This is a genomic window from Grimontia celer (genome assembly GCF_900055185.1).
Taxonomy (GTDB): Bacteria; Pseudomonadota; Gammaproteobacteria; order Enterobacterales; family Vibrionaceae; genus Enterovibrio; species Enterovibrio celer.
On sequence record NZ_FIZX01000001.1, the window covers coordinates 1,096,778 to 1,122,649 of the forward strand.

Genomic DNA, 25,872 nt, shown 5'->3' on the forward strand with positions numbered 1-25,872 from the left:
AATGCGTGGCTTTTTAGTCGATCAAGAGTGGGTTTACATTTCTTCGTAAACAAACTCTGGAGATTCGATTTCAACGCGGCGGTTTTTCGCACGGCCGTCTTCAGTATCGTTAGATGCGATAGGGTTCGTTTCACCTTCGCCCGTTACTGTTAAACGCTCAGCAGCGATACCATTGTCGATGAAGTAGTTTGCAACTGTTTGTGCACGCTCTTCAGACAGTTTTTGGTTGAATGCTTCAGAACCAACGCTGTCAGTGTGACCAATGATAACTGCAGTTGACTCTTCAAAGTCTTGCAGACGTTTCAGCATTGGCTCCAGATGTTGCGCTGCGCCATCTGAAAGTGAAGATTTACCGAATGCAAACAATTCAACTTCGTCTGCTTCAGAGAAGACGTACTTCTTGGCTTCTTCAACCACTTCTTCAACCACAACCACTTCTTCTACAACTACCGGCTCTGGCTCAGAGTGACGGCCGAAGTGGAAGGTAACACCTGCGGTAATCAGGTGGTTGTCTGCATCGAAATAATCTTTGTCCATGTCTGGAAGGTATTGGTATTCCAGTCGAACGTTAACCAGATCGTTTGCACGGTGGTCAACACCCAGTGCTGCTAAGATAGTGTAATCATCAACATCACCAGTGCCGACATTGCTGTTCCAGTTCCACCAAGCAACGCCCAGTTTACCGTAAATGTCAGTCAGGTCAGTCACACCTACGTTGAATTTTGGAGCCAGAGTCAATGCTGTCAAATCACCTGCGCCAGCGTTAACGCCAGTGAATGCCGTATCGAAACGACCCAGATAGTCGTAGGTCGATTCAATAGAAAAGTTATTACCGAAGTCATAACCAAGAATCAAACCACCAGCAACATCATCGTTGCTGCCACAGTCGCCAGCGTCACAGGCGTCTGTCAGTGTAGAAACACCGAAACGACCACCCAGATAAAAGTTTGAATCATCTTGGGCGAATACACTTGCCACTGGACTTAAGGCCACGATGAGTCCAAGGCTTGTCACTGCTTTTTTCATTTTGCTTTCTCCATTCCTTCTAGAGAGGGTTTGGAAGGTAGACTTTGGTATCTCTCATTGAGTCACCATCCTTGAGTTTGCTTTTCGCAAATCTTTTCAATCACCAACTGATATGATGATTTAATAAGCTAGGCTAGGGCTTGACACTCTGCAACACAATAGCGACATGAGAAAATCAGGCTTTTTTAATACAACAGTGTTCAAAAAGAAGTGGTTTTTCGGTGAGTTTATGTAAAGTCAGTAAGTTACAAGATTGTCAGTTACCATTCAGGGGATGGATCTCAATTGTAAAAAAAGCGCCTATCCTAGGCGCTTGACTGCTTGTGCTCCCGAAACTGGTCGGCTTACAGAGACCTGTTTTCCCTTCCGCATGCCTTTCTCGTAATCGTCAGTGATGTTTTTCATCGCTTCTTTCAACTGCTGCTTAAATGTTTCCCGATCGATATTTTCAAACTGCTTATCGATGTAGTCTTTGATTTTTTTGTCAGCATCACCGTCAGGGGCAATATTGGGCAGTTTTGCGAGTGCACCTTCAAGCCAGCCCATGGTGAAAGATTGAACGCGACGGTTTAATTCTACCTGCGACGTGCCTGAGCCCTGGAAACTGTTTCTGAACTGGCCAATGTGCTCGTTCATTTCTCGGTAGACGATATCGAAAGCAAAAGCGGCAAAGATGGCACGATCTGCATCGCCGATAAACTCTGCTTTCTTTAGACCTTTATAATTAGTCAGCACGCACTCCACGCCAAAGCGCGTATTGATGCCACGGATAATTTTGAGAATAGCGTCACTGATGGAAGTTGGCAGCAGGGTTTCTGACGTGGTTTTGCCCATACTGATAAAGTCGATGTCGTCTTGATCAAGCCCATACTTCTTCATCAACCGCTGAGCCATTTTGATGGCTTGCGCTGCTTCATTGATGTTAGAGGAATTACTTAGTTCCAGACACTTAGCAATTTTCTTTAGGGCTTTGCGTTTCGCTTCAGACATTCACTTCACCACTGAAAAAACGGGAGCAGTATTTTACCGCTTTCAGGCCGTTTTACCAAACTTCGCCGTATGCTTGAGCAAATATCAATCAGTTAAGGTAATTTGAAAAAGTTCAGGGGCATTTTGCAAAATATCCGGTTTTTCTCAAAGTTGTGAAAGTGGAAGTCGGCTAGGGCGGTCAGATTTAGCAAGTGATGAAATAAGGACGGCGAAGATGGTTCACATGACAAAGTTAACGCTGAAAAACCTGACGATGGCTTTGGTCGCGATGACCTTCTTTGCCGCCAATTCGGTATTGTGCCGAATGGCATTAGCGGAAAGCGATATAGATCCGGCGTCTTTCACTTCGATTCGTTTGGTATCGGGCGCGTTGGTGCTTTATATCCTCTCCTATATTTTTAGCTCCAAAGACAGTGAGTCATCGAAATGTGCATTGGTTCAACAACCGATGGAACATTGGCTCGCAGCAGCCATGCTATTTCTGTATGCAGCGACATTCTCCTTTGCCTATATGTATCTGGAAACCGGTATTGGCGCGCTCATTCTGTTCGCTTTCGTTCAACTTACCATGTTCGCATACAGCCACCACAAGGAAGGTGGCGCGAGTGGATTAGAGTATATCGGGGCATTAATTGCTGTCGCAGGACTCGGTTACATGGTTTCTCCTGGAATGAACGCGCCAGATACTTGGGGTGCAGGCTTGATGGCGATTTCTGGCGTGGCATGGGGCATTTACAGCGTGCTTGGAAAGGAAATGAAAGTGCCGCAGCTCCCAGCTAACTGTATTAACTTCCGTTTGAGTATCTTTTTCGTAGTCCCATTCTTTTTGCTCAACATTCCAATGAATACTGTGTCTTCGGCGGGTATTTGGTTGGCGGTTCTATCTGGTGCAGGGGCGTCTGCGATTGGTTATGCAATTTGGTATGGTGTCGTTCAGCAGTTCAAAGCGACTCAAGCTGGCGTTATGCAGTTATCAGTACCAATCATTGCGGCGATTGCTGGTTACATGCTGATGGATGAAACGCTGACATTGAGAATGGTCATCTCTGCTGCAGTGATTCTGTTCGGTATAACCGTGACCTTTCTGGGCAAAGAGAATAAGCAATCGTCATTGGCAAGGGACTAAGGTTAACGGGACTTGGTTACCACTCCTTAAAACTGGACGCATTTTCGGACGTCATCAATCGAGTGGGAATAAGCACGTTTACTTCTTCGATTTGTCCTTCTTTAAGCCACTTTGCAGCTATCTGAACGGCCTCACGACTCATCGTTTCCGGCGATTGAATAGAGGAGCCAATCCAGTTTGGTCTGCGTTCAAGAAAAGCGGTTTTTGCATCTGGACTGCCATCAACAGAAATAATCACTGCTTTGGAGTTAGCCTGAAGTAGCGCGCTTTCAGCCCCCAAAGCTGTACGATCATTGATGGCAAAAATGCCGTCAATATCATCATAAAGCTGCAAGGCATAAGCCATTTTCTCCAGTCCACCTTCAACACTGCCAGTGCCATTCAGTGAGTCTCCCAGTAAATGGAGTTTCGGATGTTTGGATAGTGCCTCTTTACAGCCCTGAACACGCTCTACAGCCGCAGACACCTGCGGCCCGTTAATGATAAGTACATTTCCTTGTCCGTCAAGAACACGAGCTAAGCCATCGCAGGCGACCTGTCCCGCACGGATGTTATCGGTCGTTACAGTGGCAGTTGCTCCATCAGCTCGCACGTCAATTGCGAACACCGGAATACCGGCATTGGAAAGTTTTTGAACGGTGGGACCAATTTTGTGTTCGTCTGAGGCAACAAGAAATACCACATCTACTTCTTCAGCCATAAATTCATCAAGTTGGCGAACTTGCCTTGGGTGGTCATAGGCACTTGAGCGAACAAGAAGGACGCTGTCATCACCAAAGCGATTGGAAACTTCCTCTTTGATCGTACGCACCACAGTAATGAAATAGGGATTAGTGAGATCAGTGACGCTGACTCCGGCTTTGATGGCAGCCGCGGCGGGCGGCTGCATCAAAATGAAAAGAATAACTATAAGTAGCGCTTTCGGCATGCAAGCTAAGCCTCAGACGTTTCGATGGTTTGCCCCGGTTCCATTGCCCCCGTCATGATTGCGACGGCATCATTCATAGTGTGGGTCTGCGGAGTGATGATGTCCACCCGCTTGCCCAGGCGGTGAATGTGGACACGATCAGCCACTTCAAAAACGTGAGGCATGTTATGGCTGATCAGCACCACAGGAAGCCCACGGTTTTTCACTTCGAGGATCAAATCCAACACCCGCCGGGATTCCTTCACGCCCAAAGCGGCGGTGGGTTCATCCATAATCACAACTTTTGAGCCAAACAGAGCAGAACGGGCCACGGCAACCCCTTGGCGTTGCCCTCCTGAGAGCGTTTCTACGGCCTGAGTGATGTCCTGAATCGTCATTAAACCAAGCTCTGTGAGCTTTTCCTTGGCTTTATCTCGCATCGCTTTCTTGTCCAGCATGCGGAACCATTTGCCGCGCCAGTCGGAATGACGAATTTCCCGACCCAAAAAGAGGTTGTCTGCGATATTGAGGGCAGGGGAAACCGCCAGGTTCTGGTAAACCGTTTCGATACCGGCTTCACGGGCTTGCATTGGGTTGGAGAACTTAACGCGCTCTCCATCCAAAATGATTTCCCCAGCGTCGGGGATCAGTGCGCCAGAAAGTGCTTTGATCAAACTGGATTTCCCGGCGCCGTTGTCGCCGATAACAGCCAGAATTTCTCCGGGCATCAAGTCGAAATCGGCGCCATCTAGCGCGGTAACGCGACCATAGCGCTTAACCAGCCCTCTGGCTTGAAGTACAGGCGTATTGTTTTCACTACTCATGATGCCACCCTCCGGATCCATTGGTCGATACTGACTGCCACGATGATGAGAATGCCGACAGTGAACTCCTGCCAGAGTACGTCAACACCCAGTAACGCCAGCCCGTTTCTAAATACGCCAACAATCAGCGCCCCAATTAAAGTGCCAAAGATAGAGCCTCGACCGCCAAAGAGACTGGTTCCGCCGATCACTACGGCGGTAATGGAGTCCAGATTGGCGGTGAAACCAGCTTGTGGACTGACTGAGCCGATTCGTCCAATCAGTACCCAGGCCGCAAGACCACATATCACGCCAGCGAGTATGTAAACTGACAGCAGAATTTTGCGTGTTCGGATACCGGCAAGTCGAGCCGCATCGGGGTCATCGCCCGTTGCGTAAACGTGCCGCCCCCAAGCTGTCCAGTTGAGGGCATACCAGATGATCACAAATAGCAGCAGCATAAAGATGGAACTGTAGGCGATGCGAGCACCAAAGAACTCAATAGTATTGCCAAGCCACTGTAACAGTGGAGCTTGCTGGTCAATGACTTGAGAGCGGATTGTCTGGCTGTTCGAATACCAAAGGTTCAAAGCAAAAAAGATGTTCCACGTACCCAATGTGGCAATAAACGGCGGGAGCTTAATCCGTGAGACTAAAAGGCCGTTGATTAAGCCGCATATTGCGCCGACGGATAATCCTGCCAACAAAGCAACGGGGGCGGAAAAGCCATAGTCTATGGCTGATCTTCCCATCACCACAGAAGTGAGGACCATGATGGCACCGACCGACAAATCAATGCCCGCGGTCAGAATAATCAGGGTTTGCGCGATTCCAATGACACCAATGATAGTAACTTGCTGTAGCACCAGAGAAAGATTAAACGGGTGGAAGAAACGATCGCCAACCAAGGTGGAAAATACCGCAACAGCAATGATCAGAACGAGAAAAGGGGCGGCTGTTGGGTGATTATGTAAATAGAGTTGAATACGCTGTCCAACGCTAAAACCTTGATGGAGTTGGTCTCCAAGGGTGCGGTTTTGTTCAGATGAAGATGACATTTATTGCTCCTGAGTGCGTCCGTGTCCAGACAGGAAATGTCCGAGATAAGAAAAGAGAGGGAATGGCTCCCTCTCGAAACAAAGGGGTTAGCCCCAGCACTTGCCTTTACCTTCTTTCGAGGTAGATGAAGACACACCGTTAACAGGCTCATCAGTGATAAGTTCTACGCCGGTATCAAAGAACGATTTGCCCGGTGTCGCACCCGGTTTTACGCCAGATTTCGCGTATTCCACCACCGCTTCGACACCCAGTGATGCCATCTTGAGAGGGAACTGCATAGACGTCGCGCCGATCACCCCTGCTTCGACGTTATCCACACCTGGGCAGCCGCCATCGACAGAAACAATAATTACGTCATCTTCACGGCCTACCGCTTTGAGGGCTTCATAAGCGCCAGCTGCAGCAGGTTCATTGATGGTGTAGACGAGGTTTACGCTGGGATCTTTCTGGAGCAGGTTTTCCATTGCGCGGCGGCCGCCTTCCTCTGAACCTTGGGTCACGTCGTTACCCACGATGCGAGAGTCATCTTCGTCGCGGTTAATATCGGGATTTTTAGTATCGATACCAAATCCTGTGAGAAATCCCTGATTACGCGCAACATCGACAGTGATGTTGGCGGTGCTCAAATCCAGCAGCGCGATTCGGGCGTCTTTTGCGTTGTCACCCAACTTTGCCTTCGCCCACTGTCCGATCATTTCGCCAGCCTTGAAATTGTCTGTTGCAAAGGTGGCATCAGCGACGCTGGCAGGGGAGAACGGGGTGTCCAGCGCGATAACAAGCACGCCTGCGTCACGGGCGCGTTTGACAACCGGTGCGAGTGCCTGTGGATCGCTAGGGGTGATGAGAATCCCTTTTGCACCGGCGGCAACCAGATTCTCAATTGCCTGAACCTGAGAGTCAGTATCACCGTCGAAACGGCCTGCGAATGAACTGACTTTTGCGCCCAAGTCACTTGCTTTTGCTTCAGCGCCTTCCTTCATTTTCACGAAAAATGGATTGGTATTGGTTTTGGTAATAAGACCAATTAGCACTTCTTCTGCGGAAGCCTGTGCCAGCGGCAAGGCTGCAAACATAGCGGCAATAGCGGTTTTGCGTAACAGCGTTTTCATAGCAGATCTCCTTGTGTCTTTGTCTTTTCAAATACACTGGCAAATGAAAACGAATGAACGGTTTCAATTCGTGAATCTTGCTGTTCACAATTGAAATAAAGCGGCTAACTGTTTGAATGTGTTGGAAAGAGAGATAAGTGAAGCTGACGATAACTTATTGGTTTTGTGATCAAAGGCCAGTCAGGTTGGTAGCCAAATTGCTCAGAAAGCTGGCTGGCAGGGAGTCCAGACATCAGAACAAAGTGAAGGTCAGGGAATAGATTAAGCGCTTTGCTGCGCAGCCAAATCCCGGTTTCTTTGCTGCCAAGATTGATGTCACTGAGTACACAATCGAAGGAGATATCTTGAAGTGTTGTCAGCGCTTCGCTCGCTGAATGAACCACTGTGACTTTTGCGCCGTCGTTTTCCAGAAGGGCTTTGATGGGTAGGGATACATCATCATCATCATCCACCAACAAAACCCTACGGTTGCCAACACGGGTAACGGTTTCAGGGAGCAATTCTGAAGCGTTATCGCTACGTTTTTCCTGCGTGAGGGGAAACATAATGCTGATTTGAGTGCCAACGCCCAACCGCGAGCTGATAGCAATTTCACCATGGGATTGCTCGACAAAGCCATACACCATGCTCAAGCCAAGGCCGCTGCCTTGCCCCTTTTCTTTGGTGGTGAAAAAGGGCTCCATCACTTTGGTCATCACATCCGCTGCAATGCCATTGCCGGTATCAGAAATCTCCAACAATACCGCTTCCTGATTACCATCGAGCATCTGACAGGCACGGCTAGAAAGGGTGACGATGCCACCTTCTGGCATCGCGGTATTGGCATTGAGAAGCATGTTGATCAACGCGTTCTCCAATCCACTTTTATCCAGGTAAACCCAGCTTTCATGTTCAGAAAGATCCAGTGACAGTCGGCTTGTGCCATCCAGCGTGTATTCCAGAAGATCGGCAAGTTCCCACAACGTTTGTTCTAGGTTTACGGGTTCTGGATGAAGCGGCTGTCGGCGGCTGAAAGCCAGTAGCCTGTCGACTAATTGTGTGCCTTTCTCTGTAACCGATAGGGCGCGGTTTAGATAGGTTCTGTTGTTTCCCTCAAGCGGGGCATTCATATCCAACAGTTCAAGGTTGCCACCAAGGGCTGAGAGCAGATTATTGAAGTCATGTGCGATGCCGCCAGTCAGCTGTCCCAGCGTTTCCATTTTCTGCGCCTGACGTAATTTCAGATCTATCTGACGGCTTTCGGTTAAATCTCGGTACAGGGTGATAAAGCCGCCCGAAGGAAGGGGTTGGCTTCGGTATTCGACGATTCTGCCGTCCTTGAATTGACGTTCAAACACCTGTGGCTCCATGTGGCGCTGTGCAATGGTCTCTTTTTCATCGAGAGATTCCTGATCACTTTGCAACAGTGAAGGCGTTATCAATGCCTGAACATCTTCAATATGCATGCCTTCATTTAACTTTTGGGGATTAATCCCCAGCAATGCAACATACTTGCGGTTCCAGACCAACAGGCGGTTGTCTTTGTCAAAGGCACTTAGTCCATCCTGCATATCGTGGAACAAGGTTTCTAACAGAAGCTTCTGGCGAGACAAGTCGCCTGTGACACGAGCTTTTTCGATTGCATTGTATTGGAACGCTTTGAAAGCACTCGCGAGCTTACCGATTTCATCCTGACGGGGAATGTTGATAGGTTCATGTTCTGTGTTACCACTGGCGAGGCTAATCATTTCATCAGTGACTCGTTGAAGGTCTTTTGCCATGCGATCATTAAAACGATAGAGGTAGAACACGCCAACGGTGAGAGAGAGTAGGATGAATGCCATAAGCAGCGCAACATGATTGATGGCTTTTCTTGCGAGGAGTTGCTGTTCGTTGACATCATTCTGATGGGTTTGAACAATCTCCGTCACGTAGTCAGCCATTCTCTCTGACTGCGCGCGAATAGAGGCCAGTAAGAAGGCGTTTTCTGAACGCAATGCGTTGATTTGTTCGTTACTGCGGGACAGGGTTGCCAGCACTGGTGAAACACTACGAGACAAAGTGGGATTGTTAACGGCTGCTTTTTCAATGCTGACCATCACCTGTTCTATCCATCCTGACTGGATCCGGGTGGGATCCTTGCGGAAAGCATCGACAAATCCTTTGCCAAATGAATAGGTTTCAAGTTCATCCAGCGAGAACTGCTGGGCCATCAAGTCTTCGCGAATAAACAATTCACTTTCGACGTTGGCCATCAGTTTGGTGAGCGTGTTTTCTACTTCTTGATAACGTTTCCCAAGCTCTAGGGCATAATCTGGATTTGTCAGTTTGGCGGCATTCTCCCGCAATGCTTTTGCTCTGGCGTAGAGCTGGGCTTTTTCGTTTTGTACCTGAAAAGGGCGAGCAGAGGAAGCGGTATAAGGCGCCATTGCTGCAATTTGAGCAACACCTTCAGAGAGATTCAATGCCGTTTGCGTATCGGTCAGAGTAGTTTCCGTGACGCGATCGAGCAGGTATTGATTCTGCCATAACGTAAACAGGGAAAAGCCCGCCATTAGTGTGGTGAGAAGCAATAACACCGACAGTGTTAGCATTAAATGCGGGCGAATACTTTGGCTTCGCATTACTGATCGCTTAATGCCGAATTCATGACTTGGACAACGGAGCAGTCAAAGCGATAACCGAGACCCCGCTCAGTTTTAATTAAGGAGGGAATTCGAGGGTTTGGTTCGATTTTCCGCCTGAGCCTAACCACTAATACATCTATAGTTCTGTCCATCGAATCACTGTCGAATCCATGTGTTTTCTCCATCAGTTGCTCACGGGTCAAGACTCGCTGGGGGGAGGAAATGAAGGCCTCGAGGAGAGAAAACTCACCATAAGTCAGGTCGGCTTGATACCCATTGGTATGAATGAGTTGGCGTCGGGAAAGGTTGAGCGTCCAATTAGAAAATTGATAGAGGGTTTCGTCACTCTCGACCGGTTTGGATTCAATCGCCTGTGATTTTTTGCTTCGACGAAGCAACGCATTCACCCGGGCGGTGAACTCGCGCAGGTTGAAGGGCTTCATCATGTAATCATCGGCGGCGACTTCCAGTCCAATAATCAAATCGGTAGCATCGCCTTTGCCAGTGAGCATCATAATGGGAATATCGCTGCTTTCCCTGAGTTGACGCGCTAATTGGAGACCATCTTCGTTGTTTAGACGGAGATCTATCACAGCCAAATCGATATCGCTGGCTGCCCTAAGCTGGTCACCATTACTTGCTTTAGTGACGTTGTAACCTACCTGAGTTAAGGCATCGGCTAGGACGTCTCTCACTTCCTGCTCGTCATCGACGACGACGATATGTGAGACCTGACTGCTCATCATACTTCCTCCATTGACTTAGGAACTATAGCAGTAGGCTACTGAATTGAATGGAGGAATTCTGAGAATGAATCAAATACTGTTTGTACGTACAGATAAAATCAACGATAGGCGACGAGCTGGGGTATACTGCACGTGAGATTGCTATTTCTGAGGCTAACTTGCAGTATCAAGACGGTTTTTTAATCAGTCGACACAGTCGTGATATCGGTGAACAGACTGAGCTGACATTCTGGGTTCAGACCGATAATGGGCCCGCGAAATTGATTGTCACGGGCGAAAAGCCAGTGTTTTTTGTTGCGTCCGTTCATGTGAATCAGGCTCAGACAATACTCAATACCGCAGGTATCGCCTTCACTTGCCGCGAACTGCCTTTGAAAGACTTTGCTCTTCAAACGGTATCTGGTTTTTACTTCAATACGATCAACGCTGCCAATCGTGCAAGCCGTCTTCTTCAGATGGAAGAGATTGATACCCTCGAATCAGATGTCCGTTTGCCTGATCGCTATCTGATGGAGAGGTTTATCTGCGGCGGCTTAACTTTCGCTGGTAAGGCGACCCAACGCAGAGGCTTTGTGGAATATCGCGAAGCCAAAACAAAATCATCGGATTATTCCACTGCACTTTCCCGCGTGTCACTCGATATCGAGTGCTCTGAGAAGGGCGTACTTTACTCAATAGGCCTGGATAGCGAGCGTGATAGCCGTGTCATCATGATTGGCGACAAGCCAGCCAATGCTGATGAATATCCTTGGATTCAGTGGGTACCATCAGAATATTACTTGCTGAAAGCCTTGAATGATTGGTTTGTCACCTTTGATCCCGATGTCATCGTGGGATGGAGTGTGATTGATTTTGACTTCAGGCTTCTGGTCAAACGCGCTGCATTCCACAAGCTGGATTTACGATTAGGACGCGGTGGCGAAAAGGCACATTGGCGAGATTCTTCAAACAGTCGACAAGGCTTTATCACTCTGCCAGGGCGTGTGGTGATTGATGGCATTGATGCGCTGAAAACGGCGACATACAGCTTTCGTTCCTGGTCGCTTGAATCTGTATCCCGTGAAATGTTCGGCGAAGGCAAAGCGATTGATAATCCCTACGATCGCATGGACTCCATCAACCGGATGTTCCGAGATGACAAACCAGCGCTTGCCAAATACAACCTACAGGACTGTGTGCTGGTAAACCGCATTTTTGAGCAAACCCACTTATTGGAATTTCTTATCCAGCGCAGCCGTTTAACGGGTATTGAACTGGACCGTATTGGTGGTTCAGTCGCTGCGTTTACCAATCTCTACATGCCAAGGTTGCATCGTGCTGGTTATATCGCGCCAACGCTAGCCAGCGAAAATTGGATTGCCAGCCCTGGTGGTTATGTGATGGACAGTAAGCCTGGCTTGTATGATTCAGTGCTGGTGTTGGATTTTAAATCTCTGTATCCCTCCATCATCCGTACATTCCTGATCGATCCACTAGGTTTGATTGAAGGGCTTCAAGCTCAGGAAACCAGTGTTCCAGGTTTCCGAGGTGGCGTTTTTCACCGCGAAAAACACTTCCTGCCGTCATTGATCGAAAACCTTTGGAAAGCCCGCGACGAAGCCAAGCAAAAAGGCGAAAAGGCGTTCTCACAGGCGATTAAGATCATCATGAACTCTTTTTACGGCGTCTTGGGTTCATCGGGCTGCCGCTTCTTTGATCATCGATTGGCTTCGTCGATCACCATGCGTGGTCATGAAATTATGAAGACCACCCGTGAGCTAATTGAAGCGAAAGGGTATGAAGTCATTTATGGTGATACTGACTCGACCTTTGTTTCGCTAGGAAGGCTCTATTCAAACGAAGAGGCGGATGAAGTAGGTCAAGCGCTGGTGGAACATATTAACGCGTGGTGGATTAACCACTTAACCGAAAACTATGAAATTAACTCCGCGCTTGAGATTGAGTACGAAACTCACTACCAGAAGTTCCTGATGCCAACGATTCGCGGACAGGATACGGGCAGTAAAAAGCGCTATGCGGGTTTGGTCAATAAAGATGGTGAGCGACGTATTGTCTATAAAGGATTGGAAACGGTTCGGACAGACTGGACGCCCTTGGCGCAGGCATTCCAACAAACCTTGTATCAGAAAGTTTTCGACGGGGAAGAGGTGGAAGAATACGTGCGAAATACGGTTGAAGATACATTACGTGGTAACAATGATTCGCAACTTATCTATCGTAAACGCCTTCGCCGTAAGCTTTCGGACTATGAGAAGAATGTGCCACCGCATGTGAAAGCGGCACGCAAAGCCGATGAAGCGAATAAGAAGTTAGGGCGTAATCTTCAGTACCAGCACGGGGGCTGGATTGAGTATGTGATCACAGTTAACGGCGCCGAGCCGTTAGAAGCATTGGACAGTCCTTATGACTATCAACATTACGTCGACAAGCAACTGAAGCCGATTGCAGACGGCATATTGCCCTTTATTGGTAAGAACTTTGATGATTTGGCGATGCCGCAGTTGGGGTTGTTCTAGTTTCATCAACGAATAAAAACAAAGAGCCGGGCAATAAATACCCGGCTCTTTGTATTCAAAATACTTCGTACTAGAAGAAATCGACGCTTGAAACGTAAGTGCGAGAGGCGACAACCGGGTCAAAGCAGACTGCACCACGGTTTGGTGTGCATACTTTATACACATCTCCACAATCAAAAATCGCGAGAATAACTTCATCGTCAGTGCCAAAGCAAGCTGGTAGTTTATCGCCAACTTTAGCCATCACTTCCTGACCTTCATGTTCCCACGTCAGGCTCTCAATGCGTGAATCGTTTACTGGGGCATCAACGTGTTTAGCAATGGCTAGGTAAATAGATTCTGCGTGATCTTGGGACTCAGCGGACGGGACGAAAAACGACATAACTCCTCCTAAATAACAATCATCCTTGCGCCTTCCAGAGTTGGAGCTCTGTACTGCAAAAAGGCGTTAACCCAAAAGGTTATGTGGTCAACTTAACAAATTTAGACCACTAAACGCAATGGAATTTTATTTCACTAGTAGAAATCACCTAAGCGGAAATGATTGGGTTTAAAGTTAATATCAGCGTGTTACAGAAGGAAATTTGCTTTTCGAGTGAAAACTCGCTTGAATGAAAACACAGACACAAACGACATCGGAGGGTGTATGGAACAACTCGATTTCTTTACCGTGCCCAGCCCTTGCATTGGTGTGTGTCAGGTGAATAACAAAGGCTATTGCAAAGGTTGCTTTCGAAGCAGGGAAGAGCGCTTTCACTGGAATGATTTTACCGGTGAGCAAAGACGCAACGTGATTCGACTTTGTAAGCAGCGTTACGTGCGTGTGATGCGGGCTAAATTGGCGAAAGAGGCTGAAGGAAATGTAGAAGAGGCCAGCCCACAACGGTCCCTGTTTGGTGATGAAGACTAATTAGCTGACGACAAACAGCGAATACAAAAAAAGCGCCTCGAGAGGCGCTTTTTCAATTCAAGCTCAAACGCAATTAGATGCGGATGAAATCCATGTGCATAACTTTTGGCTTGAACGGGTGACGTTGGATGTCCTGAGGCTTAACGTTAACTTCAGCACCGTCGATAACCAGAGTAATCGCTTCGTAGAACTCAGGCTTGTCCATTTGAGTGATCACTTTTTTGTGGTCCAGAGCGATTGCTACAGGAGCTGCTTCGCCACCGTAAACTACTGCTGGGAATTGATCAGTGTGACGCAGGCGGCGGCTCGCACCTTTACCCTGCTCAGTACGTACTACTGCTTCGAATTTCATAATAAATACTCTTAAATAGAGAGTTGAAAATAAGTACCTAGATTTGCGACCAAACTAAGTACCAAGTAAATCGAGCGCGGATACTAACATTGAGACTAGGTAATAACAAGCGTTACCAGTGATTTAATGCATGAATGCTGAGTACTTGTGCGTATTGAGTTTTTAATCATCAAGTTTGAGTTAGGTTTTGTGATTTTCCTGCCTAAGCCACGCTGGTTAGCATGGTCCTGATTTCCTGTTGCGAGGCAAACTGATTCAGGTCGAAGATTTTATCCCTAATCGCCCAAAACCGCCCATTCTTTCTCGCCACAATAAAGTCTGGAAATCTCAGCCTGTGCTCTGCACGCGCAACTTTAGATGGCGCAGTGTCGGTAAAAGGTCTGTGTCGGTCAACCAAATGTGGGTTAATGAACTTAGCGAGAAATTCGTCTTTTTGGCGTTTGGTCGAAAGGGGCCAGACTTCATGAATTTCCGCGCCATCCTGCCCGACGTAGGTGACTTTTAACTGTGGTTTATCGAACTTGTTTTTACCTGCCGTTAACCGCATATCAGCACAGGCCATGATCATGGCATCTTTGAGCTTTAAGGCGTCTCTCAGCTTTTTGTCAGGATCGACCAAAGCGTGGTCGCACTGATGACAGCGTCTCGCTGCGATGTCATTGTCTGCGCCACACTCGCTGCAGAACTTGGCGCGAAAACGATAGCCACAGATTTCACGTTCGCCATCATCGTCTTCAAAGAAGCCCTGACAGCGACGGCCATAGTGTTCAATGAGAAAACCATTGTTATCCAACTTGCCCCAGAAATTGTTGTTAAAGCCACAGGCGGGGCAGGGAACAGTAACGATTTCGCTGTCGCTATCCGGCTTAGGATCACCAATTTCAGGTTGGTATAGGTCGTAGACATTGCCTGCATAATCCAGAATCAAACAGTCAGTCTTACCGGGAGAGAGGCGTAATCCCCGTCCTGCGATTTGCTGATACAAGCTGACAGATTCTGTCGGACGCAAGATGGCAATGAGATCGACATGTGGCGCATCGAAGCCGGTTGTCAGCACTGAAACGTTGACCAGATACTTAATTTCCCGCTTTTTAAAGCGCTGAATTATGTTGTCACGTTCATCTTGCGCTGTATCACCGATGACGAGCGCCGATTCGTTCTCAGGCAATAGAGTGAGAATTTCTTGAGCGTGTTTTACCGTGGCGGCAAAGATCATCACACCATGCCGTTCTTTGGCGTAATCTAGAACCTGATTAATGATTTGAGGCGTTGCTCTTGGTGCGTTTTCTATCACGCGGTCCAAATCCGCTTCTTTATAGAATCCGGTTGGTGACGCTTTGAGTGATGAAAAATCGTAGCTCAATACAGGTGCATCGAGGATCTTTGCTTCCGTTAAAAAGCCTTCATCCAACAAGAACCGGATTGGAAGCTCGAAGATACAATCGCGGAAGAATCTGGGTTTCTCGCTGCGAACACGTCCAGCGGTGTGATATTGATAAATCCAGCCCATACCGAGTCGATATGGCGTAGCAGTTAGCCCCAATACCTTGATGCCAGGGTTAACGGTTTGAAGGTGGGAAATGACTTTGCGATAACTGCTGTCTTCGTTATCTGGTACGCGGTGGCATTCATCAATAACCAATAAAGAAAACTGGTCTTTGAAAGCGTCGAGATTTCGCACCACGGATTGCACAGAAGCAAACACGACTTTATCACCACTTTCTTTTCTGCCGAGGCCCGCAGAGAAAATCCCACCTTTCAGCCCATACCCTTCATACTTTTCGTGGTTTTGCTCGACGAGTTCTTTTACGTGGGCAAGCACCAAAACGCGACCACGTGCCAACTTCGCCAGTTCTGCGATAACCAGACTTTTCCCTGCACCGGTAGGAAGCACCGCAACGGCTGGGGTGGTGTTGTTTCGAAAGTAGTGGACGACTGCTTTAACAGCGTCAGCCTGATAGGGGCGGAGGGTATACATGGAATCAAAAAGGCAGCCAATTCAAGGCTGCCCAGTGTATCTGTCACACGATATAAAGGCTAGCGTGATAAACGCTTGGACATGATGCAATGCTGGCGACGGGCAATGTAGTCAAACTGCTCGTAAAACTCTCGGGCACCGCTGTTACCGATATTCACTTCGAGGATAACAGCCCTACATTCTTTCTCTTCAGCATGAGCCTCGATTTTTGGTAGCACATGGGAGCCAACACCTTGGCGACGCCAATCCTGTTGAAGGAATATTTGGTCAATCACCGCAATCTGACCGCCCAGCTCAATACTGAAGCTGTAACAAAGAACGACGAATCCGATCACTTCCTGTTCGTTTTCCTGATCAACGCTGATAAGGAAAACGTCGCCATGGTTAGGGTGTCCAATGAGGAAACTGAATGCGGAAGTCACATGTTCGACATCAAAAGTCAGTGCTTCGTGGTCGTGCATAAACTTTGAAAGTTCAAGTAGACGTGGCATTGACTCTACGGAAGGCGACTGCAGCGTAATTTTCATAAATGCTTCCCTGATCAATAAGTTAGTCGATGGGAGATTATAATCATATTTTAGAAGTCACGAGTTTAGACTGTGGCGTTTTTGTTAAGTTCGGCATCTCTTAGTTATAGACAGTGAATCCGAGAGTGCAATTTCAACAATTAGGAATGGGAACAGATATAGGGTTACGTCTTTTACTGACAAAACACTCGGTGCGCCGCTTTAAACGCTGCCTATAAAGAAAGTTTAAGTATATAATCCGCGCCCTAAGAAATATGTGGTGAGAAGCAATGATCAGGCTAGATAAATTCCTGTGCGAAACGGTAGGCGTAACGCGCAAACAAGCAGCTAAAGTTCTCAAAGAAGAACGTGTTACGGTTGACGGTGAAGTGATTAAAAACGGCGCCGTCAAAATTGCCGAAGATGCAGATGTAGAATTTGATGGTATGTTGCTGCGCCTGTCAGGTCCTCGTTACTACATGATGAACAAACCAGAGGGCTATGTTTGTTCTCACGACGACCCTTACAATCCAACGGTTTTTATCCTGCTGGATGAAATTGGCGCTGAGAAACTGCACATTGCTGGCCGTTTGGATTGTGATACCACAGGCCTCTTGCTGTTGACTGATGACGGCCAATGGTCGCACCGCGTGACGTCACCAAAGCATAAATGCGATAAAGTTTACCGTGTATGGTTAGATGATGCGGTGGAAGAGGGCGTAGCTGTGACTTTTGCCGAAGGCATTAAGCTTCGCGGAGAGAAGACTGAAACCTTACCTGCCCAGATGGAGCAGATTGACGAAAAAGAAGTACTTCTGACCATTCACGAAGGTAAATACCACCAGGTAAAACGTATGTTTGCGGCAGTAGGCAACAAGGTAGTTGGTCTTCATCGCGAATCCATTGGTGACCTCATTCTTGATGAAGAGCTTGAGCCAGGTGAGTACCGCGAGCTGACCGAAGAAGAGATTGCCCTGTTCTTACCTAAGCAGTAATAGTCCTATTCAAATAAAGCGCTGCAAAGTCAACTTTGCAGCGCTTTTTGATCTGAATAATAAATTGCTAATTCAGTAGATTAAGGTGTAATCGACTACATCCAGATAGAAAGGCATCATTTCCTCACTGGAATGAATCTTGATGTTAATATGTGATCTATACCCATTCACGCTGTGACGATTGGGTATAGGCGAATCTCTGAATCCGTTAGGGTAAGCAACTTTTTCTCTACCTCCTCTTTTACCAAGGCATACATGACGACGAATGCAGTAAACCAACAGCAGCAACAGCTGACTTTTCTCTTGATCCTTGTGCTCGGTGCCATTGCCGCGCTCACGCCTTTAGCTATTGATATGTACCTGCCGGCAATGCCCGAAATTGCCCGTGACTTGTCCGTCACCCCAGGGCAAGTTCAGCAGACATTGGCGGCATATACAGCAGGCTTTGCAGTTGGTCAGTTGATTCACGGCCCTATTTCTGACAGCTATGGCCGACGCCCTGTCCTGATTGGCGGTGTCGCATTTTTCTTGGTTGGTGCGGTTGTCAGTGCATTGGCGGTTGATATTGAAACCTTAACCTATGTTCGGGCTGCTCAAGGATTCTGTGGGGCAGCAGCCGCGGTTGTTATCCAAGCATTGGTACGCGATATGTTTGACCGCGAAGAATTTGCGCGCACCATGTCGTTTATCACCCTGGTGATGACGGTGGCTCCGCTGGCAGCGCCGATGATAGGTGGTTACCTGGCAGTTTGGTTTGGCTGGCGTTCGATTTTCTGGGTGTTAGCGGGCTTTGCTGCGTTGGTTATTGTTTTGGTGATTTCCTTGATTCCAGAAACTTTGCCTGTGCAGGGTAGGCCACCACTTCGTCTAGGTTCAACACTGCGCAATTATTTGAAAATCCTACGTTCAAGAAAGTCTGTCGGCTATATCTTTGCTTCCGGTTTTTCTTTCGCGGGCATGTTCTCATTCCTGACTGCCGGTGCATTCGTGTACATCGACTACTATGGCGTAAGTACCCAGAACTTTGGTTATCTGTTCGGCTTGAACGTCGTCTGTCTGATTGTGATGACCTCTTTTAATGGTAAGTTTGTGCGCAAAATCGGCAGTGAGAAGATGTTGCAAATCGGCCTGACGATTCAACTTCTGTCTGGTATCGCTCTGATTGCGGGACAAGCTTTTGAATGGGGCTTATGGGGAACAGTGATTCCCGTTATGTTCTTTGTCGGCACCATCTCTATTGTTGGCAGCAACTCCATGGCTTGTGTATTGAGTGCGTATCCCGAGCTTGCGGGCACTGCGTCCTCGCTGGCGGGAACATTGAGATTTGGTACGGGCACCATAGTTGGTGGTACAGTTGCGGTCATTCACGTGAATTCAGCCTGGCCGATGACTGGTGCTATGGCGGCGTGTGCGTTTTTATCCGCCCTGTTTTACTGGGGCTTAGCGAAAAAATAAGAAAATGAGCTACATCGAAGATATTAAATCCGTCGTGGATTCTGCCCTTGCTGAACTCGAAGAAGCAAAGGCCAACGGTAAATTACAAAGCAACCCAGTGAGTGAAGAGTCTTTCCTTTGCCGTTGGGTTGCCCAAGCAGTAAAAAAACAGCGCTTTGGAAATTCTGTTTCTAAAGAAATGACGGCCTGGGTGCAGCAGGGTCGTAGTATGGGCAAACACGCCAACATTAAAGGCCAAATGCAACATATCGCGAGCGTTTATCATCACCACTTCCCGCAAGGTGATGAGCACAGTGCGATTACTAAAAGCCAGTTTGACGCCTTAGTAGCCACGCTCGAAGGTGAGGATTGGATGATTCACATCGAATACGAGATCAACCGTAAGGTGCGTGTGATTTCAGACGGTCAGCATTCCTTTGCAGTTTGCAGTCTTGCTTTGGACAAAAGCTTCAATGAAGAAGGCGAGCTGATAAAACCAATGAGCCTTTATGTTCGTGGTCCAGAGCCTTGGTTTATTGAAACTGTTCGCGAGCACGGCATGCTGATGACCAAAGTAACTGACTACAAATCCATCGTGAAATACCACGGTGAATACCAGATTTGGCCAAAGAACCAGGCAGACCGACTACTTGTGTTGCCGGACAGCCTGAAGCCTTAAAGGCTGGCAGGTTAAGTGTGGCGCGAAGGAAGAGTTTTCTTTGCGCCACTACTTTTTGCCAGGGCGAAAGCCATGCCTTTAAAGATAAAAAGGTGAGCGGGCATCATCGCAAACCAATACAGCAGTCCGCTGAAACCCGCAGGGTGCCACCAGGCGCGGATATCCAACAAACGCGTTTCTCCCAAGTCCTTCACCGTAAATTCCAGACGGCCTAATCCCGGCGCTTTCATTCCAAACAAAAGGGAAAGGTGTTTATTAGGAGCGCACTGGATAACTTTCCAGCTATCGATATAGTCGCCGGTTTGAAGTGATTGCCTTTGCGGTCGGCGCTTTTTCAGCGCATTTCCACCAATTGCTGCATCCATGTAAGCCCGTATTTTCCAGAGCCAGTTCCCGAAGAAATAGCCTTCATCACCGCCGACTTTCTGAATGCTCGTCCATAGAGCTTCGGCAGAAGCATCCGTTTCAACGGTAAAGCCAGCGTGTTTAGGGTAGTAACCATAGTTGCGATGCCATCTGGCAATGGCATCGGGATCGAAGCCCCAGATATCATTTTTGACGACATCACTTTCATTACTGAGCGCGGATTCAACGGCTTGTTCAAAACCAAGTTGAGGCTCAGGAATAAGAGTGCTGATGTCTTTTCCGGTAGGGAGCAAGTCATACATAAGTCCATCAATCAGTGAGCTGGCAATGGGTTTGGGGACGGTCGTAACAAGTGTTAACCACATTGAGGAAATCTTGGGTGTTAACAAAGGCATCTTAACAATAAAGATCCGCTTGTTGATAATGCGCGCAAATCGGCGCATTTGGTCTTCGTAGCTGATGATTTCTGGGCCGCTCACATCAAAAATCGGTGAGCCTTCGATGGGCAGTTCAATGAGTTTAGTGAGGTAGCCAATCATGGTATCAAGCGCAACCGGGCTGGATTTGGAACGGACCCAGACTGGCGTGGTGATGACAGGAAGGTGGGAGACGATATCCCGCATCACTTCGAACGCCGCGGAGCCACTGCCAATAATGATGCCAGCGCGCAGTTCAATAACCTGCTTTCCGCAATCGCGCAGGATATTCCCAGTGACTTTTCTTGCGGCGAGGTGGGTGGAGCAGACGTTGCTCGGCTGCGTAGCACCCAGGTAGATAAGCCGAGACACATTACTTTTGGCTACCTGATTGGAAACATGCCGAGCCATGTTGAGCTCATGTTGATAGAAATCAGAACCTGATGCCATACCATGCACGAGATAAAATACCTCGGAAACGCTTTCTAGAATTGAGGAAAGATCGCCCTCATCCATAAGGTCTACTTCAGCGAGGGTGGCATGCGGGTGAGAATGCCAAGCGTGATGTTTTAGTGTCTCTAATGAGCGGCTGGTCGCGATAACCTGATAGCCCAAGGCTAACAAGTTTGGCACTAAATGACTGCCCACATAGCCCGTTGCACCGATCACTAGAATCTTTTTACTGGGCGTCATACTTTGAATCTCATCGCAAACTACTTCATTCCTATTGAGCGATCTCTGCGAGAGAGTTGCTCGTATTCTTTGTCATTGTCACAGATCTTCATCGCATTGAGCTTATTGAGAAATAAGACAATTTAGAAACCAAAAGCGTGACTGTCCGTTGTCAGCACTGTGTCAAGGAATCAAGGCTATCTGAAAAAAAGCGAAAAAACTGTGATTTACCGTGCCTTTAAAGCTGGATATTGATTGCATGAATTGATGGTTAAATAGGCGATTGTGATTAATTGTCAAAATGTGCTGTGGATTCAAACACCTTTCTTGACGCAGAAGATTGCGGTAAATTGCTTCACCTATCACAAAATCGCGCGACCTTTTTCGACGCTCGTTGGAAAAACCAAGGGGAAAAAATGCTAGAGCTGGTTGGACTTTGCAAAGGCTATCTTGATGGAGGGGAATTCCATCCAGTTTTGCAAGGCGCAGAGCTATCCTTGGCTAAGCATGACCAAGTGGCGTTGATGGGGGAGAGTGGTTCAGGCAAAAGTACGCTGCTCAACCTGATTGGTGGCCTGGATAATCCCGATTCGGGTGAGATCATTGTTGCCGGTACGCCTATCCATGACTTGAAAGAGCGGGATCGAACGCGTTTTCGCCGCCACAACATCGGCATGGTCTTCCAGCAATTCAACCTTCTCCCAACGCTCACTATTGCAGACAACATCCGTTTTTGCCGCCAACTGAAAGGGCTTCATGATGATGATGGCTTGTGGCGACAAATCCTCTCCGCTCTTGATTTGATGCCACTGCTGGGTAGGTATCCAGAGGAAGTGTCAGGTGGGCAGCAACAGCGCGCGGCAATTGCCCGCTCTCTTTATATGGAACCAAAGATCTTGCTAGCCGACGAACCTACGGGCAGCTTGGATGAACGCAATGCTGATGCGGTAATGCGACTTCTGACGACACTGACCAATTCGCTCGATTGCACTTTGCTTGTTGTCACGCACAGTGAAAAAGTGGCGGACTACCTCGGTCATCGTGTCACGCTACAAGGGGGCGTTCTAAATGTACGTACCCGTAGCTAAAGCGCTATTCGGGCACTACCGCCGACATCCGTTTCAGGTTCTTCTTGTCTGGCTGGGATTAACACTCGGCGTGGCCTTGTTGGTCGGCGTTATGTCGATCAATCAACATGCGCAGGACAGCTATCAAAAAGGCGCTAGCTTATTTACCAATCCGTTTCCTTATGTGCTGCATCACCGCGAGCGCGGCAAACGTATTGATGAACCTCTCTACATCTCTATGCGGCGGGCAGGGTTTAATCAGTGCGTGCCAGTAGATATTTACCGAACCTCGACACAGGATGGACACGACATTCAACTGATGGGTGTTGATACCGTTGCGATGTTCGCCTTTAACGTTGCCAACCCGGATTCTGCTGCGGCAAAACAGCCCTTACGGGATGGATTTTCTACCCAGTGGGTCAGCACAGAACTTGCGAGTCACCTTGGATGGGTTGATGGACAAAAAATCCGCCTCCAAGATGGCAGGGAAATTGGTCCAATCAAATTGGTTGAGGGCGGTCAGATTGGCTCAGGTACCCGTATTTTCGGCGACATGTCGGTAATTCGTGGTTTGTCAGATCATGACGGTTTCAAACTGATCTATTGTGGTGCGATGGACAAAGCTGAGAGAGACGCGTTGCGTGACGTTCTTCCATCAACTATCACACTATCCCGAACCGAAACAGCACAGCTGGGTCCTTTAACCCGCGCTTTCCACCTAAACCTGTTTGCCATGGGTTTGCTGGCTTTCGTTGTGGGTCTGTTCATTTTCTATCAGGCGATTTCCCTTTCAATGGCGCAACGCCAGCCGCTGGTCGGCTTGATGCGGGAATTAGGCGTTGGACGAAAATCGTTGGCTTGGGTTGTTAGCCTGGAAATGCTGGTTTGGCTCTTTATGGGTTTGATTGGCGGTAACATTGCAGGGCTAGTACTGGCGCAAAAACTCATGCCGACCGTAGCAACAACGCTGAGTGATCTTTATGGCGCCAACGTCGATCTTACCTTGCATTGGCAGTGGGAGTGGGGATTCTACAGCTTCCTTTTAGGCGTATGCGGTTTTGCTTTGGCATCAGGCTGGCCTTTGTACCGATTGCTGACAACGCCACCTGCGCGGTTATCAAAACGCATGTCACTTGTTAGCTTCTCTGGACGAGAATTCAGTTGGCAGGCCATCGTTGCGTCAATCTTAATTGTTATCGCGCTGTTGGTTTACAGTGCGCCCCAGAGCCAGGCTCAGGGTTTTACACTTATTGCGCTTATCCTTATCAGCGGTGGTTTATTGCTGCCATTTATGATGTGGAAATGCTTTCTGCTGCTTTCCGATAAAATCAAAATAGCGCGCCTTCGTTGGTTCTTATCCGATGCATCCGCGAGCCTGAGCTATCGTGGTATAGCGGCCATGGCATTTATGATGGCTATTGCTACGAACATTGGCATGGAAACCATGGTGGGTAGCTTTAGGACTACAACGGAAAGTTGGTTACAACAAAGACTCGCGGCAGACATCTATGTGAAGCCGGAAAAAGAAGTTGCCCAACAGCTTTCAGATTGGCTAGAAAATCAGGAAGAGGTGAAACGCAGTCTGGTCCAATGGCGACATGAAATAGACACCGCTCAGGGCATTGTTGAAATTCACAGTATTGGTACCAGCGCTGAAGAGCGTGAAGCTTTGGCGATTAAAGTGGCTGCGCCAGACTATTGGAACCATCTTCACCAAGGTAAATCCATGATGCTGAGCGAGTCTCTTGCGCTTAAATTTGACGCGCAGCCGGGAGACAGCATTTCACTGCCAGCACCTCTTGGAGATGGCTGGAAAGTCGCTGGCATTTACTTTGACTACGGCAACCCCTACAGTCAGGTCATCATTTCTAATCGCTCGTCATTAATTCCCTGGATTCAAGACTCAGGGCGGGTTGGCGTGGCGGCACTCTTTAATCAAGATGCGGATGAAAGCGTTCTGGTTGATCAGATGCGTAAGCAGTTTAACCTGCAGGAGACGCAGGTCAGCAATCAAAGAGATATTCTAGCAACGGCAATGCGTATCTTTGATCGCACATTCCTCGTCACAGACACACTTTGTACCCTAACTTTGATCATTGCGATTTGCGGGCTGTTTTTCTCGACGCTAGCAACGGAGTTATCTCGTCAACGTCAATACGCATTGCTCCGCTATATGGGAATATCTGGCAGAGAGCTGGCTTTCTTAGGTGGCGGTCAGCTAATGCTGATTGGCTTATTCTCCGCGCTCTTTGCCTTGCCACTTGGTCTTATCATTGCCGAAGTCTTGATCAACATTGTGCTGAAATATTCGTTTGGCTGGACGATGTCGGTGTCCTATTTCCCGACCAGTTATCTCATCACCTTGGGTGGCTCTTTGCTCACGTTGCTATTGGCAGGGTGTTGGCCTGTGTGGCGTTTGATTAAACGCTCAGCAATTCTCTCCTTGCGGGAAGCTCAGTAATGCGCGACATGAAACCACAACCCTTTATGCTGACAGTCATTGGCTGGAGCTTCGCCGTTTTGCTGTGTCTACTGGCGCTGTTTGGTTCCGTGCTTTTGAAAGACGATCCGCCGAATAGAAGCGCAGTTGCAGCTTTAGTCGCAGCCAATGCCGATGAGTTTGCGAAAGTTGTTCCCGGAACAGATATTCAGTTTCCAATAGATTACGGGTCACATGACGACTTTCGTCAGGAGTGGTGGTATGTCACCGGCAATCTTCAGGATGAATCCGGAAACCAATATGGCATACAGTGGACATTGTTCCGTTCAGCGCTTTCCCCAGCAATGGGAGAAGGCTGGGAAAACAATCAGATATTTATGGCACATGCTGTCGTGACCAGCAAAGAAGGCGTTTATTCTGCTGAACGCTTTTCACGAGGTGGTATTGGACAAGCGGGTGTTGCTGATAAGCCATTCAACGTATGGCTTGATAACTGGCAGTGGCGTGGAAAAGGCGATAAGCCATTTCCTGCAAAACTCCAAGCCGCGGACAAAGATTTCTCGTTTAAATTGGCAATGTCCCAGACCCTGCCGGAGATCCTTCAAGGCGACAATGGGTACAGCCAAAAACATGCAGAAAAAGGTGTTGCTTCTTACTACTTCAGCGTTCCTGCAGTCGCGATGGAAGGAGTGCTCGAATTAGGCGGTAAATCTGTTAAGGTTTCCGGAAAAGGCTGGGTTGACCGTGAATGGAGTACTGAGGCACTGAGCGAAGATCAGTTAGGCTGGGATTGGTTTTCTATCCACCTTGATGACGGACGATCATTAATGGTGGTCCAGGTTCGAGGGGAGCAAGCGCCTTATCGCTTCGGATCAATCACCAGTTCAACAGGACTCTCTACAACGCTTAATAACAGTGACATCGACTTGGTACCTATTGCATTTGCCAAAATGCCTACAGGACGTCATTTACCCATCAAATGGCAGGTCAAAGTTCCTTCGCATGATATTCTGTTGACCACTAAACCCGTTCATGAACAGAACTGGTTGCCGTTTACTTTTCCTTATTGGGAAGGGCCAATTTTGATCAATGGTTCTGCTAGTGGCATAGGATTTATGGAAGCAACCGGTTATTAGTTCCTAGCGGTTATCTACTTCACTATTCATCAC

The 25,872-nt window shown here is 48.0% G+C and carries 22 protein-coding genes; 9 read left to right on the top strand and 13 right to left on the bottom strand.

The genetic code is table 11. From position 1 onward, the window contains the following. Window positions 1–33: 33 nt before the first annotated feature. Entirely contained in the window at window positions 34–1,026 is a 993-nt protein-coding gene (locus GCE9029_RS04910) for an OmpA family protein (RefSeq protein ID WP_062661325.1), read from the bottom strand. A gap of 300 nt (window positions 1,027–1,326) precedes the next feature. Continuing rightward, window positions 1,327–2,016: a DUF2786 domain-containing protein gene (locus tag GCE9029_RS04915; RefSeq protein WP_062661326.1), complete on the bottom strand. Its 690-nt coding sequence runs from the start codon at window positions 2,014–2,016 to the stop codon at window positions 1,327–1,329. Window positions 2,017–2,230: 214 nt separating this feature from the next. Here GCE9029_RS04915 and GCE9029_RS04920 point away from each other — a divergent pair, with 214 nt between their 5' ends. After that, a complete protein-coding gene (locus tag GCE9029_RS04920; protein ID WP_062661328.1) occupies window positions 2,231–3,142 on the top strand; it encodes a DMT family transporter in 912 nt (303 codons plus the stop codon). 16 nt (window positions 3,143–3,158) lie between these two features. On the opposite strand, the gene GCE9029_RS04925 is transcribed toward GCE9029_RS04920, so the two are convergent. From GCE9029_RS04925 to GCE9029_RS04950, 6 genes are all read right to left on the bottom strand, one after another. Then, window positions 3,159–4,031, bottom strand: a complete 873-nt coding sequence (locus GCE9029_RS04925; protein ID WP_231870040.1) for a substrate-binding domain-containing protein — start codon at window positions 4,029–4,031, stop codon at window positions 3,159–3,161. Between the two features lie 44 nt (window positions 4,032–4,075). Further along, the gene (locus GCE9029_RS04930) at window positions 4,076–4,873 is read right to left on the bottom strand and encodes an ATP-binding cassette domain-containing protein (protein ID WP_062661331.1); all 798 of its coding nucleotides are present in this window, start codon (window positions 4,871–4,873) and stop codon (window positions 4,076–4,078) included. After that, window positions 4,870–5,910: an ABC transporter permease gene (locus GCE9029_RS04935; RefSeq protein ID WP_002542253.1), complete on the bottom strand. Its 1,041-nt coding sequence runs from the start codon at window positions 5,908–5,910 to the stop codon at window positions 4,870–4,872. The genes GCE9029_RS04930 and GCE9029_RS04935 overlap by 4 nt, the downstream gene beginning before the upstream one ends. Before the next feature lie 87 nt (window positions 5,911–5,997). Continuing rightward, window positions 5,998–7,020 carry a sugar ABC transporter substrate-binding protein gene (locus GCE9029_RS04940; protein WP_062661333.1) on the bottom strand — a complete coding sequence of 341 codons (1,023 nt, stop codon included), beginning with the start codon at window positions 7,018–7,020 and terminating at the stop codon, window positions 5,998–6,000. Between the two features lie 104 nt (window positions 7,021–7,124). After that, the gene (locus GCE9029_RS04945) at window positions 7,125–9,623 is read right to left on the bottom strand and encodes a PAS-domain containing protein (protein ID WP_062661335.1); all 2,499 of its coding nucleotides are present in this window, start codon (window positions 9,621–9,623) and stop codon (window positions 7,125–7,127) included. Beyond that, window positions 9,623–10,372 carry a winged helix-turn-helix domain-containing protein gene (locus tag GCE9029_RS04950; protein ID WP_231870041.1) on the bottom strand — a complete coding sequence of 250 codons (750 nt, stop codon included), beginning with the start codon at window positions 10,370–10,372 and terminating at the stop codon, window positions 9,623–9,625. The genes GCE9029_RS04945 and GCE9029_RS04950 overlap by 1 nt, the downstream gene beginning before the upstream one ends. A 158-nt stretch (window positions 10,373–10,530) precedes the next feature. Between GCE9029_RS04950 and GCE9029_RS04955 the strand changes: the two genes are divergently transcribed. Next, window positions 10,531–12,888 carry a DNA polymerase II gene (locus GCE9029_RS04955; RefSeq protein WP_062663127.1) on the top strand — a complete coding sequence of 786 codons (2,358 nt, stop codon included), beginning with the start codon at window positions 10,531–10,533 and terminating at the stop codon, window positions 12,886–12,888. Between the two features lie 70 nt (window positions 12,889–12,958). Here GCE9029_RS04955 and GCE9029_RS04960 read toward each other — a convergent pair whose 3' ends face one another. Then, complete coding sequence (locus GCE9029_RS04960) at window positions 12,959–13,270, bottom strand: hypothetical protein (protein WP_062661337.1); 312 nt, start codon at window positions 13,268–13,270, stop codon at window positions 12,959–12,961. Between the two features lie 264 nt (window positions 13,271–13,534). Here GCE9029_RS04960 and GCE9029_RS04965 point away from each other — a divergent pair, with 264 nt between their 5' ends. Then, window positions 13,535–13,798 (top strand): DUF1289 domain-containing protein, encoded by a 264-nt coding sequence (locus tag GCE9029_RS04965; protein ID WP_062663128.1) that lies wholly within the window; start codon window positions 13,535–13,537, stop codon window positions 13,796–13,798. 73 nt (window positions 13,799–13,871) lie between these two features. On the opposite strand, the gene rplY is transcribed toward GCE9029_RS04965, so the two are convergent. From rplY to GCE9029_RS04980, 3 genes are all read right to left on the bottom strand, one after another. Further along, window positions 13,872–14,150 carry a 50S ribosomal protein L25 gene (rplY, locus tag GCE9029_RS04970; RefSeq protein ID WP_062661339.1) on the bottom strand — a complete coding sequence of 93 codons (279 nt, stop codon included), beginning with the start codon at window positions 14,148–14,150 and terminating at the stop codon, window positions 13,872–13,874. A gap of 202 nt (window positions 14,151–14,352) precedes the next feature. Then, window positions 14,353–16,128: a DNA repair helicase RadD gene (gene radD, locus GCE9029_RS04975; protein ID WP_062661341.1), complete on the bottom strand. Its 1,776-nt coding sequence runs from the start codon at window positions 16,126–16,128 to the stop codon at window positions 14,353–14,355. Between the two features lie 59 nt (window positions 16,129–16,187). Then, window positions 16,188–16,655, bottom strand: a complete 468-nt coding sequence (locus GCE9029_RS04980) for a GNAT family N-acetyltransferase (RefSeq protein ID WP_062661343.1) — start codon at window positions 16,653–16,655, stop codon at window positions 16,188–16,190. A 269-nt stretch (window positions 16,656–16,924) separates the two neighbouring features. Here GCE9029_RS04980 and rsuA point away from each other — a divergent pair, with 269 nt between their 5' ends. The 3 genes from rsuA to GCE9029_RS04995 all read left to right on the top strand — a co-directional run bounded on the left by rsuA (window position 16,925) and on the right by GCE9029_RS04995 (window position 19,742). Beyond that, entirely contained in the window at window positions 16,925–17,629 is a 705-nt protein-coding gene (gene rsuA / locus GCE9029_RS04985) for a 16S rRNA pseudouridine(516) synthase RsuA (protein WP_062661345.1), read from the top strand. A gap of 255 nt (window positions 17,630–17,884) precedes the next feature. Further along, window positions 17,885–19,084 carry a Bcr/CflA family multidrug efflux MFS transporter gene (locus tag GCE9029_RS04990; protein WP_062661347.1) on the top strand — a complete coding sequence of 400 codons (1,200 nt, stop codon included), beginning with the start codon at window positions 17,885–17,887 and terminating at the stop codon, window positions 19,082–19,084. Between the two features lie 4 nt (window positions 19,085–19,088). Continuing rightward, complete coding sequence (locus GCE9029_RS04995) at window positions 19,089–19,742, top strand: DUF2913 family protein (RefSeq protein WP_062661349.1); 654 nt, start codon at window positions 19,089–19,091, stop codon at window positions 19,740–19,742. 11 nt (window positions 19,743–19,753) lie between these two features. On the opposite strand, the gene GCE9029_RS05000 is transcribed toward GCE9029_RS04995, so the two are convergent. Further along, entirely contained in the window at window positions 19,754–21,217 is a 1,464-nt protein-coding gene (locus GCE9029_RS05000; RefSeq protein ID WP_197475322.1) for a DUF2867 domain-containing protein, read from the bottom strand. A gap of 395 nt (window positions 21,218–21,612) precedes the next feature. Between GCE9029_RS05000 and GCE9029_RS05005 the strand changes: the two genes are divergently transcribed. Genes GCE9029_RS05005 through GCE9029_RS05015 form a run of 3 tightly spaced genes read left to right on the top strand, consistent with a single transcriptional unit; the run spans window position 21,613 to window position 25,839 of the window. Then, window positions 21,613–22,284: an ABC transporter ATP-binding protein gene (locus GCE9029_RS05005; protein WP_062663129.1), complete on the top strand. Its 672-nt coding sequence runs from the start codon at window positions 21,613–21,615 to the stop codon at window positions 22,282–22,284. Beyond that, window positions 22,265–24,724 carry an ABC transporter permease gene (locus tag GCE9029_RS05010; protein WP_062661352.1) on the top strand — a complete coding sequence of 820 codons (2,460 nt, stop codon included), beginning with the start codon at window positions 22,265–22,267 and terminating at the stop codon, window positions 24,722–24,724. Before GCE9029_RS05005 ends, GCE9029_RS05010 begins: the two co-directional genes overlap by 20 nt. Further along, a complete protein-coding gene (locus GCE9029_RS05015; protein ID WP_062661354.1) occupies window positions 24,724–25,839 on the top strand; it encodes a lipocalin-like domain-containing protein in 1,116 nt (371 codons plus the stop codon). Before GCE9029_RS05010 ends, GCE9029_RS05015 begins: the two co-directional genes overlap by 1 nt. Window positions 25,840–25,872: the final 33 nt, after the last annotated feature.

Excerpts from the sequence above, each read along its gene's own strand:
- GCE9029_RS05010 (WP_062661352.1), top strand. The coding sequence starts at position 22,265 with ATGTACGTACCCGTAGCTAAAGCGCTATTCGGGCACTACCGCCGACAT.
- GCE9029_RS04980 (WP_062661343.1), bottom strand. The coding sequence starts at position 16,655 with ATGAAAATTACGCTGCAGTCGCCTTCCGTAGAGTCAATGCCACGTCTA.
- GCE9029_RS04965 (WP_062663128.1), top strand. The coding sequence starts at position 13,535 with ATGGAACAACTCGATTTCTTTACCGTGCCCAGCCCTTGCATTGGTGTG.
- GCE9029_RS04960 (WP_062661337.1), bottom strand. The coding sequence starts at position 13,270 with ATGTCGTTTTTCGTCCCGTCCGCTGAGTCCCAAGATCACGCAGAATCT.
- rsuA (WP_062661345.1), top strand. The coding sequence starts at position 16,925 with ATGATCAGGCTAGATAAATTCCTGTGCGAAACGGTAGGCGTAACGCGC.
- GCE9029_RS05000 (WP_197475322.1), bottom strand. The coding sequence starts at position 21,217 with ATGACGCCCAGTAAAAAGATTCTAGTGATCGGTGCAACGGGCTATGTG.
- GCE9029_RS05015 (WP_062661354.1), top strand. The coding sequence starts at position 24,724 with ATGCGCGACATGAAACCACAACCCTTTATGCTGACAGTCATTGGCTGG.
- GCE9029_RS04935 (WP_002542253.1), bottom strand. The coding sequence starts at position 5,910 with ATGTCATCTTCATCTGAACAAAACCGCACCCTTGGAGACCAACTCCAT.
- GCE9029_RS05005 (WP_062663129.1), top strand. The coding sequence starts at position 21,613 with ATGCTAGAGCTGGTTGGACTTTGCAAAGGCTATCTTGATGGAGGGGAA.
- GCE9029_RS04990 (WP_062661347.1), top strand. The coding sequence starts at position 17,885 with ATGACGACGAATGCAGTAAACCAACAGCAGCAACAGCTGACTTTTCTC.
- GCE9029_RS04945 (WP_062661335.1), bottom strand. The coding sequence starts at position 9,623 with ATGCGAAGCCAAAGTATTCGCCCGCATTTAATGCTAACACTGTCGGTG.
- GCE9029_RS04950 (WP_231870041.1), bottom strand. The coding sequence starts at position 10,372 with ATGATGAGCAGTCAGGTCTCACATATCGTCGTCGTCGATGACGAGCAG.
- GCE9029_RS04915 (WP_062661326.1), bottom strand. The coding sequence starts at position 2,016 with ATGTCTGAAGCGAAACGCAAAGCCCTAAAGAAAATTGCTAAGTGTCTG.
- GCE9029_RS04940 (WP_062661333.1), bottom strand. The coding sequence starts at position 7,020 with ATGAAAACGCTGTTACGCAAAACCGCTATTGCCGCTATGTTTGCAGCC.
- GCE9029_RS04920 (WP_062661328.1), top strand. The coding sequence starts at position 2,231 with ATGGTTCACATGACAAAGTTAACGCTGAAAAACCTGACGATGGCTTTG.
- radD (WP_062661341.1), bottom strand. The coding sequence starts at position 16,128 with ATGTATACCCTCCGCCCCTATCAGGCTGACGCTGTTAAAGCAGTCGTC.
- GCE9029_RS04910 (WP_062661325.1), bottom strand. The coding sequence starts at position 1,026 with ATGAAAAAAGCAGTGACAAGCCTTGGACTCATCGTGGCCTTAAGTCCA.
- GCE9029_RS04930 (WP_062661331.1), bottom strand. The coding sequence starts at position 4,873 with ATGAGTAGTGAAAACAATACGCCTGTACTTCAAGCCAGAGGGCTGGTT.
- GCE9029_RS04925 (WP_231870040.1), bottom strand. The coding sequence starts at position 4,031 with ATGCAGCCGCCCGCCGCGGCTGCCATCAAAGCCGGAGTCAGCGTCACT.
- rplY (WP_062661339.1), bottom strand. The coding sequence starts at position 14,150 with ATGAAATTCGAAGCAGTAGTACGTACTGAGCAGGGTAAAGGTGCGAGC.
- GCE9029_RS04995 (WP_062661349.1), top strand. The coding sequence starts at position 19,089 with ATGAGCTACATCGAAGATATTAAATCCGTCGTGGATTCTGCCCTTGCT.